Origin of the sequence: Aquirufa nivalisilvae (assembly GCF_003143535.1) — a bacterium.
Classification (GTDB): domain Bacteria; phylum Bacteroidota; class Bacteroidia; order Cytophagales; family Spirosomataceae; genus Aquirufa; species Aquirufa nivalisilvae.
Map to the genome: position 1 here is coordinate 70811 of NZ_CP029346.1, position 17397 is coordinate 88207.

24 protein-coding genes are annotated in these 17397 nt (G+C 35.4%); 21 read left to right on the plus strand and 3 right to left on the minus strand.

Features of this window, described 5'->3' with window-relative positions; all coding sequences use genetic code 11:
• Positions 1 to 8: 8 nt before the first annotated feature.
• Together HME7025_RS13395 and HME7025_RS00335 are read right to left on the minus strand one after the other, a co-directional pair.
• Entirely contained in the window at positions 9 to 176 is a 168-nt protein-coding gene (locus HME7025_RS13395; protein ID WP_161956177.1) for a hypothetical protein, read from the minus strand.
• A 180-nt stretch (positions 177 to 356) separates the two neighbouring features.
• Positions 357 to 695, minus strand: a complete 339-nt coding sequence (locus HME7025_RS00335; protein WP_109321730.1) for a helix-turn-helix domain-containing protein — start codon at positions 693 to 695, stop codon at positions 357 to 359.
• A gap of 112 nt (positions 696 to 807) precedes the next feature.
• Between HME7025_RS00335 and HME7025_RS00340 the strand changes: the two genes are divergently transcribed.
• The 8 genes from HME7025_RS00340 to HME7025_RS00385 all read left to right on the plus strand — a co-directional run bounded on the left by HME7025_RS00340 (position 808) and on the right by HME7025_RS00385 (position 7044).
• Entirely contained in the window at positions 808 to 1098 is a 291-nt protein-coding gene (locus tag HME7025_RS00340; RefSeq protein WP_109321731.1) for a hypothetical protein, read from the plus strand.
• A 2-nt stretch (positions 1099 to 1100) separates the two neighbouring features.
• On the plus strand, positions 1101 to 4148 hold the full coding sequence (locus HME7025_RS00345) for a hypothetical protein (RefSeq protein WP_109321732.1): 3048 nt from the start codon (positions 1101 to 1103) through the stop codon (positions 4146 to 4148).
• A gap of 710 nt (positions 4149 to 4858) precedes the next feature.
• Positions 4859 to 5119 carry a hypothetical protein gene (locus tag HME7025_RS13400; RefSeq protein WP_109321735.1) on the plus strand — a complete coding sequence of 87 codons (261 nt, stop codon included), beginning with the start codon at positions 4859 to 4861 and terminating at the stop codon, positions 5117 to 5119.
• A complete protein-coding gene (locus HME7025_RS00365; RefSeq protein WP_109321736.1) occupies positions 5116 to 5667 on the plus strand; it encodes a hypothetical protein in 552 nt (183 codons plus the stop codon). The genes HME7025_RS13400 and HME7025_RS00365 overlap by 4 nt, the downstream gene beginning before the upstream one ends.
• Before the next feature lie 21 nt (positions 5668 to 5688).
• Entirely contained in the window at positions 5689 to 5970 is a 282-nt protein-coding gene (locus HME7025_RS00370) for a hypothetical protein (RefSeq protein WP_154401907.1), read from the plus strand.
• Complete coding sequence (locus HME7025_RS00375; RefSeq protein WP_109321738.1) at positions 5967 to 6272, plus strand: hypothetical protein; 306 nt, start codon at positions 5967 to 5969, stop codon at positions 6270 to 6272. Before HME7025_RS00370 ends, HME7025_RS00375 begins: the two co-directional genes overlap by 4 nt.
• Before the next feature lie 73 nt (positions 6273 to 6345).
• On the plus strand, positions 6346 to 6546 hold the full coding sequence (locus tag HME7025_RS00380; RefSeq protein WP_109321739.1) for a hypothetical protein: 201 nt from the start codon (positions 6346 to 6348) through the stop codon (positions 6544 to 6546).
• A 144-nt stretch (positions 6547 to 6690) separates the two neighbouring features.
• Positions 6691 to 7044, plus strand: a complete 354-nt coding sequence (locus tag HME7025_RS00385; protein ID WP_109321740.1) for a hypothetical protein — start codon at positions 6691 to 6693, stop codon at positions 7042 to 7044.
• On the opposite strand, the gene HME7025_RS00390 is transcribed toward HME7025_RS00385, so the two are convergent.
• A complete protein-coding gene (locus HME7025_RS00390) occupies positions 7041 to 7358 on the minus strand; it encodes a hypothetical protein (protein WP_109321741.1) in 318 nt (105 codons plus the stop codon). The two genes, HME7025_RS00385 and HME7025_RS00390, sit on opposite strands and share 4 nt — an antisense overlap.
• 873 nt (positions 7359 to 8231) lie before the next feature.
• Here HME7025_RS00390 and HME7025_RS00400 point away from each other — a divergent pair.
• The 13 genes from HME7025_RS00400 to HME7025_RS00460 all read left to right on the plus strand — a co-directional run bounded on the left by HME7025_RS00400 (position 8232) and on the right by HME7025_RS00460 (position 17366).
• Entirely contained in the window at positions 8232 to 8744 is a 513-nt protein-coding gene (locus HME7025_RS00400) for a hypothetical protein (protein ID WP_109321743.1), read from the plus strand.
• A 52-nt stretch (positions 8745 to 8796) separates the two neighbouring features.
• On the plus strand, positions 8797 to 9321 hold the full coding sequence (locus HME7025_RS00405; protein ID WP_109321744.1) for a hypothetical protein: 525 nt from the start codon (positions 8797 to 8799) through the stop codon (positions 9319 to 9321).
• Between the two features lie 3 nt (positions 9322 to 9324).
• A complete protein-coding gene (locus HME7025_RS00410) occupies positions 9325 to 10578 on the plus strand; it encodes a tail fiber domain-containing protein (RefSeq protein WP_109321745.1) in 1254 nt (417 codons plus the stop codon).
• A gap of 7 nt (positions 10579 to 10585) precedes the next feature.
• Entirely contained in the window at positions 10586 to 10963 is a 378-nt protein-coding gene (locus HME7025_RS00415; RefSeq protein WP_109321746.1) for a DUF7936 family protein, read from the plus strand.
• 114 nt (positions 10964 to 11077) lie between these two features.
• On the plus strand, positions 11078 to 11944 hold the full coding sequence (locus tag HME7025_RS00420) for a S49 family peptidase (protein ID WP_109321747.1): 867 nt from the start codon (positions 11078 to 11080) through the stop codon (positions 11942 to 11944).
• A gap of 17 nt (positions 11945 to 11961) precedes the next feature.
• Positions 11962 to 12420, plus strand: a complete 459-nt coding sequence (locus HME7025_RS00425) for a hypothetical protein (RefSeq protein ID WP_109321748.1) — start codon at positions 11962 to 11964, stop codon at positions 12418 to 12420.
• 47 nt (positions 12421 to 12467) lie between these two features.
• Entirely contained in the window at positions 12468 to 13466 is a 999-nt protein-coding gene (locus tag HME7025_RS00430) for a hypothetical protein (RefSeq protein WP_109321749.1), read from the plus strand.
• A 64-nt stretch (positions 13467 to 13530) separates the two neighbouring features.
• Positions 13531 to 14082, plus strand: a complete 552-nt coding sequence (locus tag HME7025_RS00435) for a hypothetical protein (protein ID WP_109321750.1) — start codon at positions 13531 to 13533, stop codon at positions 14080 to 14082.
• 4 nt (positions 14083 to 14086) lie between these two features.
• Positions 14087 to 14308: a hypothetical protein gene (locus tag HME7025_RS00440; protein WP_109321751.1), complete on the plus strand. Its 222-nt coding sequence runs from the start codon at positions 14087 to 14089 to the stop codon at positions 14306 to 14308.
• A gap of 6 nt (positions 14309 to 14314) precedes the next feature.
• A complete protein-coding gene (locus tag HME7025_RS13455; RefSeq protein WP_109321752.1) occupies positions 14315 to 14509 on the plus strand; it encodes a hypothetical protein in 195 nt (64 codons plus the stop codon).
• 100 nt (positions 14510 to 14609) lie between these two features.
• Positions 14610 to 15242 (plus strand): hypothetical protein, encoded by a 633-nt coding sequence (locus HME7025_RS00450; RefSeq protein WP_161956178.1) that lies wholly within the window; start codon positions 14610 to 14612, stop codon positions 15240 to 15242.
• A gap of 1 nt (position 15243) precedes the next feature.
• Entirely contained in the window at positions 15244 to 15816 is a 573-nt protein-coding gene (locus tag HME7025_RS00455; RefSeq protein WP_109321754.1) for a hypothetical protein, read from the plus strand.
• Entirely contained in the window at positions 15816 to 17366 is a 1551-nt protein-coding gene (locus HME7025_RS00460) for a hypothetical protein (protein WP_109321755.1), read from the plus strand. The genes HME7025_RS00455 and HME7025_RS00460 overlap by 1 nt, the downstream gene beginning before the upstream one ends.
• Positions 17367 to 17397: the final 31 nt, after the last annotated feature.

Here is a 17397-nt window from a genome sequence, read left to right on the forward strand (position 1 = left end):
GGTAGAATTTAAGCCAAGATAAAAGGAATTTTGGAAGAAAAATAATGTGGTTTACTATGTGTGATTTGATTAGCCCATTTACCAACAAAAAACCCCTCCAATTGCTTGGAAGGGTTTTTGTCGATTATCGTACCTGGGATGGGAATCGAACTTGATGATTTCAAGGTAGTTTTCATCTAATGGATTGATAATCAAATTGTTGAATATTTGTTTTTTGTCATTTCTAGACAGATAAAAATCGCTTCTGTCATTGATTTAAAGGCTATTTGTCATTCGTTTGTCATTGGAATGACCATGCTTTTGAAGTGTTTTTAGGCCAATTTTGGATAAATTTTGAGTTTTTGCCACTTAATCAATTATTGTGGAACAGATAAAGATTCAGGATTTTTTAGAGAGATATTCTCGCGTTGTAATTGAGCGTTTTTATACTTAAGATATTCTACATATTCTTCTACATCAATTGATATTTTGCCGTTTTCATCAGTATAAGTCTTAACTCCAGTAAGTAGCCAGTCCAAACTAACTTCTAATACCTGAGATACCATTAATAAAGTATCTGTCTCAGGTTTTGAATTGTCATTTTCCCACATTGAAACAGCCCTCTTACTACCCATTCCCACTTTATTGGCTAATTCTTCTTGTGTTAATTTTTTCTTTTTTCGTGCTTGTTGCAGTCGTTCTCCAAAAGTTTCCATAGTATGATTAGAAAAAAAGTTACCTTTTATTTGGACTTTGTGATTTTTAATGGTTATTTTTATGACATAAAATTTAGGTCTTAAAAATTACGTCATAAAATAACAAATAATTATGGAGAAAAGTGCAACAATGGTTGGCCCTCACATTATATCAGTAGAACACTGGAGAGAAAGGTATCTAAATGCGAAAAATAGAATAGAGAAAGAGTGTCCTATTTCTGTGATTCGAGTATTGATAAATGGGGATAAATACTATGATTCAGTAAATGGAATTAATGACTATAAAAATGTAAGTCAAGGTAAAGCTGGCATAGAGAAAACAAGCAAAGTTGTTTTAACTCTTGAAAAGTATTTAAGTAGAAATGATAGAAAAAGAAACCGTTCAACTACTAAAATATCATAGACATGGTGGATGTTAAGTTAGATGATATTTTAGCCATAGATGGAGGTCAATCCTATATCCTTTCCATTTACCCTGAATTGGAGCCATGCTTTGCCAATAAGAGTAAGAAGGTAAAGCTTAGGGATGATGATAAAACGGCTTCTACTGGAGTATATAAGCACAGGACTACCGGAGTTTGGATGGTCCATGATTTTGGTGGTGATCCTGATTTAAAAGCTACTACTGCTTTTAAGTTATGCATGATGGTTAATAGATGTGAATCTTCTGAAGCTTTTAAAATCATTGCCAAATTCTATAATATAGAACTCAAAAATTCAGCACCGGCCAAACCTACTTATTCCTCCAGGTCAGTAAAAGAAGGAGAAAAGCCAGGAGAGGTTTTAAACTTGGTTTATAAGGATTTGGAAGCTCATGAAGCTCAATTGATTCTTTCTAAGAATGCTTGGAATAGTATTGAATGGGCAGGTAAAAGAGCTAAAACCGATGAAGAGAGATTAGAATTTGCCCAGAAATTATTCCAATACTACCGGCTAAAATCCCTGCAGTCTTATGAGCAGGTTAAGTCTGATGGTAGCACCGTTCATATCTATAATGCCAATGAATCATTCCCTATGTTTGCCTTTGATGAAGGTACATTTCAGAAGATTTACAAGCCAAAATCAGAAGAGAAAGCTTATCGCTTCATGTATGCCGGTAAGAAAGTGGACAACTTTATCCATGGAATTCAGCAGCACAAATCAGTATTAGAGCAAAACATCAAGATCAATGCTGATCGCTTGATGAATGCAGAATCTCATAGTGAAGCTGCAGCTGAAAATGAAAAAGCCAAAGAGAGCTTACCTGAGAAATTTCAAGAGATCATTCTTGTATCTGGAGGCTCAGATGCTATGAATTTAGCCGCTCTAGGGTACAAAGTCATTTGGATGAACTCGGAGACTGCCATATTAGATAAAGATGCAATTTCCAGCATTTATAAGCTTTGCTATGATTTCTATAATCTACCTGATATTGATAAAACAGGAAGGTCTGCAGCTAAGAATTTAGCATCTATCTACCTTGATATTAAAACCATTTGGCTACCAGAAGAGCTTGCTCAGAAGAGCGATGGTAAAGGCGGTAAGTGTAAGGACCTAAAGGACTATCTGAAGCATAATAATGCTGAAAGCTTTAAGACATTATTCAAGGATGCTTTGCCCTTTAAATTCTGGGATGAAATGAGACTTTTCACTCCTTCAGGAGACCCTAGAATGAGATTTGGTAGACCTCTTTATGCTTATGAATTTAACAATGTTAGGGGCTATAATTTCCTTCAGATGAATGGATTTTACCGCTATGAGAATCTTAAGAATAAAGAAAAATTTGATTTGATTAAGATTGAAAATAATGTAGTTACAGTAGTACAGCCTAATGATGTGAAGGATTTTATTCACTCATTTTTATCTGAGAGAAGAGCTAGTGAGGACTTAAGGAATGCGATGTATCGAAGTGTTCAAATTTCAGAAAATAGCCTAAGCAATCTTAAAATGAAGGACCCAAAGTTTGACTATTTTGGCCCAGATTATCAGTATTTATTCTTTGAAAAAACTACTTGGAAGGTTACAAAAAACTCCATTGAAGCTACAAAAAGTCCAGATACTTATGTATGGGACTATAAAATTTTGAAGCCAAAAGAGTTAAAGACTCCTGGCATGGAATTTATGCCTAAGATATTATCTCCTTTCTTTTCTATTTCTGAAAATGGGAATAAGTGGGACCTTACATTTTGCCCAGAGGAGCAAATGCCAGATTTCATGAAGTTCATTATACAGACATGCCGGATTCATTGGAAGGTAGAACTTGAAACAAGATTAGAGCTTTTAGAAAATAGTACCGATGCTACTGCTCATTTTGCAGAATATAATATCCCACAGGACCAGCAAAAGCACATCTTTTCATTCAATACTATTGATTCTCATTTGGAGTATAAGAAGGCCAATCAATTTAAATTGGATGGTTCATTACTTACTGATAGTGAGATCCAAGATCAGAAGTTGGCCTTTGTCAATCGTATTTTTTTAATCGGTTATATGCTTCATAAGTATAAGGACCAAACAAAAACTTGGGCTGGAGTATTAATGGATTACCGAGTAAGTGAAGAGGGAGCTAGTAATGGTCGAGCTGGAAAGGGATTATTTGTGAAAGGATTAAAAGCCATGCTAGACTATTTTCATATCGATGGCCGGGTTCCTAACTTTTTAGCAGATAAGCACATTTTTGGTGGGGTTAATAAAGGGAATGATATGATCTACATTGAAGATGTGGGGGAGTCATTCAACTTCACAGAGCTATTTGCTAAGATCACTGGGTCCTTGGAGGTCAATCCAAAGAATCAAATGAAGGTTACTCTAGAAGAGGAGGAGTTTGGGAAGTTTATCATTGATACCAACTTCGCTGATAAATACATGGATGGCTCTTCTAAAGGCCGTAAACTTTGGTCTGTATTTTCTGATTATTACCATGAAGATTTAGAGCATTATAGAGAGGTTAGAACTCCATTTACTGAATTAGGTAGAAGGATGTATAGCAACTGGGACCATGCTGAATGGAATCAGTTTTACAACTTCATGGCTCATTGCTTACAATTCTATTTAACTGTTTCAGAACAGGCCGTAAAAATAGATCCTCCTTTTGCTAATATCCTGAAGAGAAACAATTTGGCCATCATGGGCGAAAACTTTAGACAGTGGGCAGATACATTCTTTGTAGATCACTTGGATGAAGCCATAGAAAGAAAAGTAGCTTTTGAAAACTTCATGCAGACCTCCAATCAAACCAAATTTTCAAGTCAATCATTCTTTAAGAAATTGGCAGCATGGGCTGATTTTATGGGATATGTTCTAAATCCTCAGCATATACCAGGATGGACAAAAAGTGGTGATGCCAGAAAGCATGGTTATATCAGAAGGAGCGTGCCAGCTAAAGAGTATGGAAAGCATACTACTGTAGAGTACATCTACATTCAAACGAATCAGCATGTTAAACCACCAAGTAAAGATGACCTCCCATTCTAATGAAGCCAGAGCAATCAATTTTATTCATAAGTAAGACAAGTCGGGACATATATGGCCTGATATCTGAAAACAGATTTAAGAACTATAGTACGGGTTCAATCGGAGAATTAACGGATGACCAGGTAAAGAAAAACCTGGTTATTCCAGTCCCCTTGAATGTCCTAGTTAATAAGCACCCACTTTTATTAGACTTAATCGATTCACTAGGATTAACCTCCTGCAAACCAGAAGAATTATGAGAGCTGTAGATGAACTAAAATTACTTGAATGCGGATTTCAAATTGTCCGTTTTCGCATTGATCGGAGTAAAGCTGGCATTAAGAAGTATGTCATTGACCTTAGAACTAAAAGACAGGAGTGGCTTTTGCTTAGTTCATTCAAAAGAAAAAATGAAGCCCAGGACTCTTATTTCAAACTACTTAATTCACCCAAAATAATAGCTCATGATCTTAATTAGTATGCTCCTGGTAATACTTCTGAGTGAAGGTATTATTCAGAAGTTCAAGCTCATTCACTGGGCTACGGTAATGTTAGATTACATCGAACTGCCCTTGATGATTTTATTGTGTACTCAAAGGGATATCCGGACTCGATGCCATGCGATGTCTGGATATCGGAGGTCTTCCATAATCTTTAGGCTGCTCAATTTTACATTCAAAATACAGTAGGGAAATCTAAAATTGGATATCCCATTAAATCAATAAATAGAGATGAAAGCTAAAACTAAAATACATGTCAAATGTAAGCAGTGCAGGAACTATTTGCCTGTATCTGGAAGCACTGAAGGTCTTTGTAGTGCTCGTCATATTATTCATGAAGGTGAGATTAATTTATGCGATCAATTCAAGTATGATCTCGAAAAACAAACAGAGCAATTTCAAAAGTCAGTCGAAAAAATAGATTCTTACATCGATGGAGTAATGAAAGTTATAATTATAGTCATTCTACTAATTCAAATTTTAGGATTATGAAACTAAAAACATACATTTTGACAGTTAGTAGATACTATCCGTCAACACACCCAAGAAAAGGGCAGGAAACACATTTTGTTGGTAAAATAGGTAAAGTTTTATTGGGCTATTTAGAAGAAAAATATGGCAGACATGCTATTGGGGGTATAATAGACCTATACAATTTTGATGGAGGGTGGAAATTAGACCCAAAATATCATACCATGAGAGCTAATTACGGCTTATGGGAAAAGCGAATCAAAGAGGTTCAAGAGGGTAAGGCCGTTTTATCACTTCGCTATTGGGAAGGGAGGCCGTATAATTCAAATCAGGTAGAATTTGCCCAGCTTCATAAGGGTTCAGGGGTTGGGGTTCAGAAATTGGAATTTGAAGATGAAGAATTTGAAAATCCTGTCATTATCGGGCCTTTACATGACTTTTTTTTAAATAACATTGAATTATTAGCCAACAACGACGGCCTTAGCTTAAACGATTTCAAAGCATGGTTCAAAGGTTACAACATAAGCCAGCCTATGGCAATAATTCACTTTACTCCATTCAGATACTAATACCATGCAAAAATTAAAGCCATGAGAAAACAACCAAATATTTTAGGTTCGGAGAAATACGGAACTTCAAAAATGAAAGATAAAGAGTGTTTATTGTTCGTTGAAGCTGCATTGAAAAATACGGATGATATTCAGGAGGCAATTGATGATATGAGGATGATCGACGACATTCTATACATGAAAGCACTCCACAAAGTAGTACATGTAAATCATAAAAGTGGTACAGGCTTTGTAAGAAAAGGCTGGGGCTACTATGATATGTTAAATAAGATTATTGACTCAAGATTAAACAAAGAGCTATGAGCAATCCAAAATATACCCCCATGCAAATCCTTCGAGATAATATCAAGCGTGAAATTATAAATACGATGGATACCAAAAACCTTGAAAGAGGTGTAGCATATTTAATAGTCCTCAAAATGATAGAAGGGGATTCACTCGGAAAGCCTCTTTTAGAACAAGAGATAGAATGCTTGGAACGAGCATACCAATTTGGTATAAATACCCCAGATTTAATAAATGAAGCGGAAAGCTACTGTGATTTAACTTTTACCTTGGTTCCAATTTTTAAACAACTTGAAAAAAATGACCTTTTTTTAACCTAAAATTGACTTTGGGGGTTTTGCTTGATATTTATTATTAGATGAACAATACAGTTCATCACTTAAATAAAATACAATGAAAATACCCCACAAAAAATCCTGGTTTGTCACATTATTAGGAAGCCCAAGTTTACTTCATTACGATAGTTTAAAATCTGATTGTATTTCAGAATCTGAAAATGGAGGAGTTCTCCTTGAAAATGATGAAGGCTTACGAACTATTTGTATAAATCAGGCAGAAGTTGAAAAATGGTTAATTGATAACCATTTGCCATAATTAAAGGGGATTTTTCCCCTTTAATTTTTATGCCTTTCCAATCAGGGAAACAGCTAACCATAACTTTCTCATAACTCTTGCTTTCTAATTTTCGATTTGTGGTCCATTAGTTCTAAAATTGGGCTCACCATAAATATTTAGAAAATGGAAAAGATCAAGATTACAAAAACACTTACCTGGAAACAAAAGTCAATTTCTTTGACAAAATCTGTTAAGCTACCAGCAGCTTTTATTTCTTCGATCCCCATAATCATCATAGATGATGAACATATTGAAATACCCAAAGATAGCTTAGCATTTAACGTAAATGACTTATCCTATTATGCTCAAATTTCAGTCAATTTATCGCGAAAAAAAGAGGACCTAGACAAATTCATGAAATCTAATGAAGAGTCATTTAAGGGCTGGAAGTTCGATAGACTGAAGCTTGAAGAGTTCAAGGAATACATAAAGAATAATCCCTGGAAACCTCAAGATGTAAGAGGGTTATTTTACTAGCTGCATACTTCCATCACCGTTGAAATGTAGGAAATGTCGAACCATTCAGCGAACATCTGAAAGCTTCTATTTTGTGGCCACAAAATCACTTCTGGACACCAATCTAATAGCTTAGCTGAAAAGATGCTCTCATAGTTGGATTCTAGCCATTGCTTGAGCTCAGGAATAGTTTCTCTTTCATCTACGATGTAGGCAAATCCTTCCAGGTTACTAAATTCAATTTCTAGGCTCGGGTTAATAGCTTCATACCAGTTTTTGAAACCATGGCCGTAATGTAGAACTATGACATTCTTATTTAAATAGCTGTAGTACATATTTGGAATAGATTAGGTTATTAGCCTAATTTAGCTTCAAATACTTACATAGATGAAGAATATTATAATGATCGAGCATGAAGCTATTGAGTCAGCTGCAGAGCACTCTTACAGTAAACTAAGTGAGATCTGGGTCCAGATGAGAAAGGATATCGCTGAAGGGAACCAAATCCGGGTAAATACTAAATCAAAGCGAATCATTGGCCATGGATTTAAAGACCTATATGATCTTACAACACTGAATCTATTCATTAACAAATTTGAGGCTGAATTTGGGGATATAATTGGCATAAATCCTGATAAATAGCTCTATCCTATATTCCTGGTTAATACTTACGGCAACTTTCAAGGTTGCCGTTGCTATTTAACATATCTCCATTCCCAAAATCCCAAAATAGTTCAATATTTTCAACTTGTTTGGCTTTAGCCTCAAAATCCCCTTTTACCCCACTTCCTAAAACCTGTAAACATTTATGTTATTTATGTTATTGGTACGAATAAACAATAAGGTCTTGACAATCAGAAGATTATATATAATATAAATAACTATAAAATTTATGTTAATAATATAAAATAACATAAACCTAGATCACTGTCTAGCTCCGAAATTTCAGCTCACATAAATTAACATAAATCGGATTTTGCTTCTAACATAAACAATAAAAATCGTAAATTATTGAAAATCAATTAGTTGTGATGAAATTTATAAATAACATAAATAATATAAATTTTTTACAAATCAGCAACAAGGAGTTAAGAGCAAAGAGTAGCAAAATCAGCCACTAATTATTTAAAATTAAAATAGTACAATATGTCTTGTCATTGCTTGCATATTTTCCCGTAAAATGACATCTTTGTCAAAAAACTATAGCTATGATTTTGACTATTCAAGTGAAGCCATTTGTGAAGCATTTAATTACTAAGCAATATGGTTCTGGAAAGAAGCCAATAGATGTCCGTTTAAATTCGGATCTAGGTTATTTATTTTGGTTAGGATTTGGAAGCAGGTCCATTGCAGAAGATGTATTACATGGATTGAAGGGTGAAGGAGTATTGGAGCTGGAAAAGGAGGAACATCTGGTAGAGCTTCAATTTTACTTGGGAGGTCGATTTGACCGAGAAGTATTGACTGATAGCTCCATCAAGAAAATGACCAATATGCTGGAGTCCTATTGTCGCATATTTATGAAGGGATTTGCCACTGGCTATAAATGCCTGTTAAATTCTACGACAAACAGTGCCGTAGTTTTTCACCGGATTTATGATTTTACTGAAGAAGTGTTGACAGAGGATAATGCCATTAAAATCATCCAGCGAGAGTGTGCCGAAATTCATACTCCATTTATTGATAAAAAGAGTAAAAGATCTCAAGTATCTTACAAATGATAATTAGTCCTTTATTAGTCTGATTATTAAAGAGTTATAAGACTAAATTGTCATGGAAACAAGAAATTTTGAAAGCTGGAGTGGCCTTACAAATGGTAAGCAGGTAAAGGACCTATTTATTTTTAATCGAAAATACCTCGAGTCAATTGATGCCAATGGGTCTTCAATTAGACCAGGTGGATTAAGGATGGCTCATGATACTATTATCTATAATTTGAAGCAGCTATTTAGCACATGTATTTATTCGGAGAATGTAGATAAGCCTTCATCTGGAGCTTTTAGCATGCATTCCTTTAATATTGATGTTCCTGCAGTAAACTCCCAAATGCTCACTTTTCTTCGAAAGCAGAATTTGGAGTACTGTGCCATTTTTAGAGATGGAAATGAAGTGTTATGGTTTTGCGATGCTAGTTTAGAGATTACCATTAAAAAAACAGTAGCGGATAAAAATAGTAATCAAATAATTCTTTCGGGCCCTGCTACTAGTCCAGCTTATATGATGGATGATGTGTCTTTGGAAGATATAATGATCAGTGCTGAATTTAGTAATGAATTTAGTACAGATTTTAACTCATAGACAATGACTCCAGAAGAATTTGAATCAGGTGTAAATAATATTTTAGATTCTACTAAACCAAAAGGGATAGATGGTTCTAAAGGAATTACCAAGGCAATTTTTAAACAGATTGTAGCATTTTTTAAGAGTCTACTAACGGAAACTATTAATATAGCATCTTCAGCTGGATACAAAGGTTTAACTTCAGTTACATCTATTACTATTGGAACCGGTTCAAAGACATTCACTACCAATAAAGCATCAACAAGTTCAGCGTTTATTGCTGGATTAAGAGTGAGAGTAATAAATACAACTACTCCTACTAATTATATGGAAGGTGTAATTACTTCCTTTACCAGTACTACTCTAATTGTAATTGTGGATTATGTGGCTGGCTCCGGTACTTACGCTATTTGGGAGATCGCTGTAGCTGGTCAAAAAGGATTAGATGGATCCAATAGCGTGGGAGGTACTCAGAACTTCCTTCAAAAATTAAATTCAGCTTTAGGTTTTGTTAATAGTCTTATCTATGATAATGGTACTGGAGTAGGTGTAAATACTACAAGTATTGGAAGTCATAAGTTTACCGTTGAAGGGGATACAAACGTAAATGGTATTCTTTATATTACAGAATGGCAAGCATTTGCTAATACAGTTGGTTCCATATTAGGTATTGGAGGATTAGTTGCTAGTCAATTTTCTCAAATAGATTTCTACACAAATGGAGTGATTTCTTATAAAGTAAAATCAGCTGGTCAAGTAGAATTTCAAAATTACATTGACTCTCCATACTATAAAATGGGATCATGGAAAATCTTAGATTTTGTAAGCAATACTCTTAAATTGGGGGGTATTAATCCAAGTGAGTGGACAGCAGTTGAAATTCATACATCAGGTAGCGTAAGAGTTAGAATAACCGCATCTGGTGTGGAGATTAATTCTTTGGGAACAGGAACGGTTTATTCAAATTCTGGAATTCTAACAAACACAAATCCTTCAGACAAAAAATTAAAAAAGGGTATTAATCCTATTGCATACGGTTTAAATGAAATACTTCAATTGACTCCAGTAACCTATTTTTGGAAGGAAGATAAAATAGAACAGGGTATTCAATTTGGATTTATTGCTCAGGATGTTAAAGAAATTATGCCAGACTTAGTTAAAGAAGGAGAGGGGTATTTAGGACTAGATAAGGAGGCTATTTATACTGTATTAGTAAAAGCAATTCAAGAATTAAAAGCAGATGTAGATTCATTGAGATCAGAGATAAATCGCTAAAAAAGCTATGAGTAAAACATATAATTGGATAGTTTCTAAAGTAGAGGCTATTCCACAATTAGGAGAATTAACTAATGTAGTATCTGATATTCATTATCGTAGAGTAATTACCGATGAAAATGGAAAATCAACCGATATTTTTGACATTGCTCAGATTCCAGCTCCTTCAGATTTAGAAGTATTTATTCCTGCTGATAAGTTGACTTTTGATGATTATTGCATTATGCTTGAAAAGCACCTAGAGGTTAAAAAAATTGATCAATTATTGGATGAAAAGTATGCAAATATTTTTCCTCCTATTCTAAAGGTAGAACTACCATTAGCTTGGATTAAGGAAATTGAACAGGATCCTACAAGTAGTGAGGAGCAAATAATTATAGAATAGGCTATGGGTTAAAGGCGAATATTTAGGGTTTTGTTTAAAGGCTACTTTTTAAGTAGCCTTTTTATTTGAAACTGTCCTATTTTTTTTTAAGAGCATAATGGAGTTTTGCTCTATATGATAGAAAACCTTATTTCTAAAACTTGGGCCCTGGAGCCTCGTTTTCACGAGGTTCAGGCCGCATTTTTACTGAAAAGAATTAATCAAGGAAGCTCTTTTGACCAATTGAGTGAGAAATGGGATCTTGATAAATCTAAGTCTAGCCACTTACCGGAATTGATAAAATTCGCTGCAGCATCTAGTTCAAATGATTCATTAAGTCAGGCAAATTCAACTCAAGGAGTCGCTGTTATTCGCATTATAGGATCAATGACTAGATATGGTGGCCTTTGCTCCTATGGTTCTGAAGATATTGCTTCTTGGATTTTGGAAGCTAATACAATGCCTGAAGTATCAGCCATTGTTATACAAATTAACTCTCCAGGTGGTGAAGTTGATGGAACTGAGATGTTAGCCAATGTGGTGAAAAACTCTCAAAAGCCAATTGTTGCTCATGTGGCAGGAATGGCAGCCAGTGCCGGCTATTGGGTAGCATCACAAGCAACTGAAATCATGATGGAAAGCAAAACTACTTCAGAAGTAGGTTCTATTGGTGTTTTAGCTATGCATGTGGACTCTTCTGCATTCTTAGAAAAAGAGGGTCATAAAGTAACGATTATACGTGCTGATGGGTCAGAAGATAAAGCTCTTTTCAATTCAGTTGAACCATTATCTCAGGATGTTCTAGCCAGTGTTAAAGCTGATTTGAATGTCTATCGAAAGGCTTTCATTAATATGGTTAAATCAGCTAGAAAGGATATTTCTGAAGATGTATTTTCAGGTAAGATGTTTTTTGGTTCTGAAGCTCTAAAGCTAGGAATGGCTGATTCTATCGGGTATATAGGTGATGCTGTATCAAGAGCCTACCAATTGTCTAAAAAGTAAATCTAAAATCAAATACAATGTTTAAAACACTTGCAAACTTATTTTCCTTGGCAGATCAAGGTGATAATTCTTCTCAAAAAGAAGAGAACAAAAATGTAGATGGACCTACTCCAGGTGATGAGGATTCTACTCAAACTACTGAAGATGCAAATGAGCAAGAGGATGAATCAACTGATGCTAATGAAAGTAATCCAGCTGAAGCATCTTTAAACTCAGTATCAGCTGAAGCTTCAATTGTTTCTCCAGAGCGTTTAGCTTCTCTTTTAGCAGCTGAAAACGAGCTTAAGTCATTTGGGGCTACTCGTGAACAAAGAACTGCATTTTTGGCAGAAGCAAAACAACTTCATACCTGGCATAGAAACCTTGTTTCTTTAGGTATTAAGGGGATCAAGTCAGATGCTTCAGCTGAAGGTACTAAAAAGACAAAATACGAGAGCGAAGTTACTCGTCAAGCTAAGCAAAAAGCTGGCCAATAATTATTGCACTAAATCAATCAGAAATAAAATTGTAACCAAAAGAAGAAATGGCAGATTCATTAAAATTATCAGACATTGCAGAAGAGCTTCAAGGTGTAGCTACTGATGGAAAAGATCATATTTTTGAAGAGGTTTATGGCCTTGGAGAGAATGAAGCTGATGCAGAGAATGGCATTGTAGCGATGGCAGATTATGCTGCTGAATTAGATACTCCTAATGAGGTGGTATTGACAAAAATTTACGCTTCTGGAGCATTACAACCAGGAGGAATTAAACTTGCTTCAGGAAAGGTATTTAACCCAGTAAATGATTCTCTTGGTGTTAAACCTCGTAAGGCAAAAGTGGAGCCTATTGCCATGAACTTTTTATTAACTCAAGAAAAGTTAGAGATTTTGAAAAAATCCTACCTTTCAAGTGTTCGTAAAAATAGCATAGCTAATGATGTTTTACCATTTGCGGATTACATCTTTAATGCTATCATGTCTGAAGCAAAAGAGGAGCTTAGAACTGCTTATTTCCAAGGAATTCACAATGCTGAAGGAACTAGCCATTTGGCTATTTTTGATGGCTGGAGAAAGCAGATTTTGGATGCTATTATCTCGGAGGATATTCCTACCGGTAATGTGATTGAGACTGCAGTAATTTCTTCTACAAATGCTGTGGCTGAATTTGCAAAGATCGTTGAATCAGTACCTACTAAAATGTTAGGTAAAGTAGTTTGCTTAATTCCAAGAGCTTTAAAAACCAAGTATGAGAATGACTTTTTGACCAGATATGGATCGGCGTCATTCAATACTGGTATTAAAAAATCAGTAATTGCTGGTACATCTATTCCATTCTTAGTTGAGTCTGGTTTGGATGGTTTTACAAGACCAATCATTACGACAAGAAACAATTTTGTTCGTTTGTATGATTCAGCATCATCAAAAACTGATTTGACAATTGACTATGACAAGCGTGAGCGAAACATTGCTATTGTCATGGATGCTCAGGCAGGATGTGGCTTTGCTGATGGTTCACATATCTGGACAAACTTCACTGCTTAAGATCAATTTTATCTAGCCTGGAAACGGGCTAGATATTTTCATTCACTCGTAAATTTTAAATAAAATGGTAAATAGCTTAGCCGCATTAGACGGCCAAATGTTCCAAAAAGCGAATCCGGGGGGAGCCCGTACACTATTAGTTATTTTAGTAGCTGATATTGTTGGCAATTATCCTACAGCATCTCAAATTGATGAGGAAACTCAGCGTATCACCGCACTTCCTACATTGGTGGCTAATAAGAAGTTTTCTGAGTATGCTATTCCAGATGGCACTTTAGATTACAAGGTGGATGATTCAGGTGAGCCTGGTTATCAGTCTTTCAAGCATTCTATTGAATTTGCCTTAGCTGGTAGTTCTGATGCTTTGCATGGAGAGATGGCTAAATTCACAAATGCAGGAGCGCTTATCATCGTTCAGGATAAATCTGGTGATTATGCTGTATGTGGAAGCACTGATGATCCTATTTTCTTGAAAAAGACCTTTGCTTTGGGTAAAAAAGGGAATGATAAGCGTGGCTACACTTTAAAAGGTGAAGTCGATGGCTTGTCATTTGGCTATATGCGTTTGCAAACTGCATTGGTACCTACCTTGGAGATCAATACTGTAAGCTTGTAATACCATGCTTAAAAAATACAGAATAAAGGAAAGTTTGAACCATGGGGAGGGAAATCCTCCTCGTGGTGCATGTTCCCCAAGTATGGGGATTGTTCCATTAGATGCTACTAAATTGACCGATGTAGTAGCTAAAAAACTTTTGGAAGAGGGATGCCCATTTATTGAAGTAGTACCAGCTAAAACTGAATCTACTGTCAAAGCAATTTCAAAGGACCAATCAAAATAAATTATCATGGCCAAAATAGCAATAACTTTTGCTGAGCGAGTTAAACTCTCAGCAAAAAAAGAATTAGAAAAAATGAAGGGGGATTTAGCATTAGAAGATGCTCCAACTCCAGAACCAGCTCCAGAACCAACTCCAGAACCAACTCCGGAACCAGCTCCAGAACCAGCTCCAAAAGCTCGAAAAGCATCTGTTAAAAAATAACAATTGCTATCTATTTTATTAAAAGCAGGTAATTACTACCTGCTTTTTTTTGTTTAAAAAATGTCCTGAAATGGCAATTGCCATTTTTCTAAATTCGTTCATGATAACTAAAGAGCATTTAAAGCAACGTATGATAGCTAGTGCTATTCTAGAAAGAATGCAAGCTGAATATGACCAAGATTTAATAGACCTACCAACTCTTGAAAATCAGCGTTCAATAGTCAAATCTTATGCTACTACTAATTTTGAACCAGAAGTAATAAAACAGATACCTGTAGAAACCCCAGTAGATGATTTGATAGAAGAATCTATAACTAAAGATGATGTAAATCCATTATTGGCCGGAATTCAAAAACAGATTTCTCAATTGGACCAGCTGAAGACAAAAAAAATCAATGAGCTTCGAAATATGCCCAGGGATATTTGTCAAGTGGAGTTAGTCCAGGAAATTAAGCAATTGAGAGAAGATTATTTAAGTAAAGTAGATGAGTACCATTATGCTAGGGTTCATGGAGTAGCTGTACAAGAAACAAAAGAAGAAACCATAGTAACATTGGACCTTCCTACTGATAGACTAGAACTAAATCGAAAGATGCTTAACATTCGTACGAATTTGTCCAAATATAGAGGGTATCTAAAAGCAGCTAAAACTCCAGCTAAAAAAGCTCATTACTCAAAATTGATTTCACAGGCTGAAATACAGATCAATTTAATCTCAAGCAAAATAGGATAGCATGTCAAATATTGTTTCTAAAGCAGGCTCATTCAAAAAGATCAAGGCCTTATTAAAAGTTGATGAAAGCCGCTTAGATAAATATTTGCGCTTTTATGCTGGAGAGGTTCTCTATGAGCAGTCATCAGAATATCCCAATAAGGACTTTTTAACGGATACTGATCGTGAAATGCTGGAGCGTTACAGAAGAGTATTTTCCATGTTCAAAGTAGGCCGTACAGATGAAATCATCAGGTCTATTATTTGTGCTGAGTATAAAATTGAGTGGAGACAGGCTCGAAATATTGTGAATGATGCCTATTATATTTTTGGTGTTATTGGTAATGCTGATCGGGAAGGAAAAAAGAGAGTAAGTATTGAATATTATCGGTCATTAGCGAATTTATGTGCTAAAAATAGAGACTATGAGAATGCTGGGAAGCTTTGGGAGAAAGCTGATAAGCTTGAAGGATTATTTGATTTAGAGGCAAGCGGTCTTAATCCAGAAGATTTTAAACATGCTCCTACATTCGTATTTACAGATAATATCAATATTTTGAATCAGAGGCAAAAAGCATTAGACCTAGACGAATAATGAAGATTTTTGCACATCAAAAACAGATAAAATTCCTTAAATCAAGGGCCAGATTAAAACGTTTTATAGGTGGACGAGGTTCAGCAAAAACGCATACTCTTGGATTTTCAGCAGGAATGGCTCACTTGGAGATGCCTAGAGCAAAGTTTGCCCTTACTGGGCTTACTTACGTACAAATTGATTTAGTTGTATTACCGGTTATTCGTGAGGCTCTGGAGTATATGGGCATTTTTGAATTATCAAAGTCTCAGCCTTTCGGTCATTATGTTATTGGGGTTAAGCCTCCAGATCACTGGGAGAAACCGTATAAGAAAGTTGGTCGACTTGGTTACCAATACTGCATGAGCTTTATTAATGGGTTCACCATTCAGTTTGTCTCCCAGGATAGACCAGAAACTCATAGAGGTTTGAATATTGATGGTCAGTTTGATGATGAACAGGCTACTATGAGTGAAGATTTCATCTATAAAATCATTGCTAAAGCCATTCGTGGAAATGAGCATAAAAGATTTTCCAATTCAAGGTTTTTCCACTGTCATTATGGGTTTTCTTCTGCTGCCTGGTATCAGGAAGGGATGCATATTTACAAGCTTGAAGATGCCTGGAAAGAGCAGAATATTAAAAGGGGAGAAATGAGTTATGAAGAGCTTAAAAAGACAAAGCCCGAATTACTGTATGTGGAAGCTACATGTTTAGATAATCCTCTCACTGGTCAAAAGTATTGGGATGAACAGAAGTTAAGTGATGATCCATTAATATTTGATGTAGAAGTAGCCAACATGAGGCTAAGCACCCTTCCTAATGGCTTTTATTATGCATTTAAAACTAGTAAGCATGTATACTGGGAAAAGCAATCATACCAGTTTGATGATAAAATAGGTCTTCATATACATAGGTCAAATGATTATTTAGAGGATAAGCCTCTTGCAGTAACCCTTGATTTTAATGCGGACATTTGCTGGCTTGTAGTTTTGCAAGAGGTTTCTTCTGAAGAAAGAATCATTCGCTCAAATTTCATCAAGCCAAATACAGCCAATTCTGGGAAGGATATCGTTATTCAACAAGCAGAATGGTTCTGTGAAACATACAGCAATCATGCTTGTAAAGACATATTTGTCTATGGTGATCCTAATGGCAATCGTAGGAGTGAGTTGACTTCTGATAACAATAGACCATCATTTGACAGATTTTGTCAAGTATTGAAAAAGAATGGATGGGATGTATTCCGAAAAGAGCTTACATCTTATCCAAAGCATAAAAAGAAGTATGCTTTAATGAATAGTCTTTTATCTGAAGATGACTCTAATCTCCCTAAAATCAGAATTAATCAGCATACCAATAAGGTTTTGATTATTACACTCCAAGCAACTCCTATCGATGGAGAAACCTATACCAAAGTCAAAAAGCAAGAGAAGCTACAGCCTTTAGCTCGCAGAGAGTATGCTCCTGATGGTACTGATGCCTTGGATTATTATTTCTATGCGAAGTATGGGCATAGGGTTGGCTCCAGTGGTCAAATGAAAAATCAATTATATATCTATCGGGGCTAACTAGTCTCACATAAACCCATTTTATATTCTG

Excerpts from the sequence above, each read along its gene's own strand:
- HME7025_RS00340 (WP_109321731.1), top strand. The coding sequence starts at position 808 with ATGGAGAAAAGTGCAACAATGGTTGGCCCTCACATTATATCAGTAGAA.
- HME7025_RS00415 (WP_109321746.1), top strand. The coding sequence starts at position 10,586 with ATGAGTAAAACATATAATTGGATAGTTTCTAAAGTAGAGGCTATTCCA.
- HME7025_RS00390 (WP_109321741.1), bottom strand. The coding sequence starts at position 7,358 with ATGTACTACAGCTATTTAAATAAGAATGTCATAGTTCTACATTACGGC.
- HME7025_RS00385 (WP_109321740.1), top strand. The coding sequence starts at position 6,691 with ATGGAAAAGATCAAGATTACAAAAACACTTACCTGGAAACAAAAGTCA.
- HME7025_RS00425 (WP_109321748.1), top strand. The coding sequence starts at position 11,962 with ATGTTTAAAACACTTGCAAACTTATTTTCCTTGGCAGATCAAGGTGAT.
- HME7025_RS00455 (WP_109321754.1), top strand. The coding sequence starts at position 15,244 with ATGTCAAATATTGTTTCTAAAGCAGGCTCATTCAAAAAGATCAAGGCC.
- HME7025_RS00420 (WP_109321747.1), top strand. The coding sequence starts at position 11,078 with ATGATAGAAAACCTTATTTCTAAAACTTGGGCCCTGGAGCCTCGTTTT.
- HME7025_RS00375 (WP_109321738.1), top strand. The coding sequence starts at position 5,967 with ATGAGCAATCCAAAATATACCCCCATGCAAATCCTTCGAGATAATATC.
- HME7025_RS00335 (WP_109321730.1), bottom strand. The coding sequence starts at position 695 with ATGGAAACTTTTGGAGAACGACTGCAACAAGCACGAAAAAAGAAAAAA.
- HME7025_RS00380 (WP_109321739.1), top strand. The coding sequence starts at position 6,346 with ATGAAAATACCCCACAAAAAATCCTGGTTTGTCACATTATTAGGAAGC.
- HME7025_RS00400 (WP_109321743.1), top strand. The coding sequence starts at position 8,232 with ATGATTTTGACTATTCAAGTGAAGCCATTTGTGAAGCATTTAATTACT.
- HME7025_RS00365 (WP_109321736.1), top strand. The coding sequence starts at position 5,116 with ATGAAACTAAAAACATACATTTTGACAGTTAGTAGATACTATCCGTCA.
- HME7025_RS00430 (WP_109321749.1), top strand. The coding sequence starts at position 12,468 with ATGGCAGATTCATTAAAATTATCAGACATTGCAGAAGAGCTTCAAGGT.
- HME7025_RS00345 (WP_109321732.1), top strand. The coding sequence starts at position 1,101 with ATGGTGGATGTTAAGTTAGATGATATTTTAGCCATAGATGGAGGTCAA.
- HME7025_RS00405 (WP_109321744.1), top strand. The coding sequence starts at position 8,797 with ATGGAAACAAGAAATTTTGAAAGCTGGAGTGGCCTTACAAATGGTAAG.
- HME7025_RS00435 (WP_109321750.1), top strand. The coding sequence starts at position 13,531 with ATGGTAAATAGCTTAGCCGCATTAGACGGCCAAATGTTCCAAAAAGCG.
- HME7025_RS13395 (WP_161956177.1), bottom strand. The coding sequence starts at position 176 with ATGAAAACTACCTTGAAATCATCAAGTTCGATTCCCATCCCAGGTACG.
- HME7025_RS00450 (WP_161956178.1), top strand. The coding sequence starts at position 14,610 with ATGATAACTAAAGAGCATTTAAAGCAACGTATGATAGCTAGTGCTATT.
- HME7025_RS13400 (WP_109321735.1), top strand. The coding sequence starts at position 4,859 with ATGAAAGCTAAAACTAAAATACATGTCAAATGTAAGCAGTGCAGGAAC.
- HME7025_RS00440 (WP_109321751.1), top strand. The coding sequence starts at position 14,087 with ATGCTTAAAAAATACAGAATAAAGGAAAGTTTGAACCATGGGGAGGGA.
- HME7025_RS00370 (WP_154401907.1), top strand. The coding sequence starts at position 5,689 with ATGAGAAAACAACCAAATATTTTAGGTTCGGAGAAATACGGAACTTCA.
- HME7025_RS13455 (WP_109321752.1), top strand. The coding sequence starts at position 14,315 with ATGGCCAAAATAGCAATAACTTTTGCTGAGCGAGTTAAACTCTCAGCA.
- HME7025_RS00410 (WP_109321745.1), top strand. The coding sequence starts at position 9,325 with ATGACTCCAGAAGAATTTGAATCAGGTGTAAATAATATTTTAGATTCT.
- HME7025_RS00460 (WP_109321755.1), top strand. The coding sequence starts at position 15,816 with ATGAAGATTTTTGCACATCAAAAACAGATAAAATTCCTTAAATCAAGG.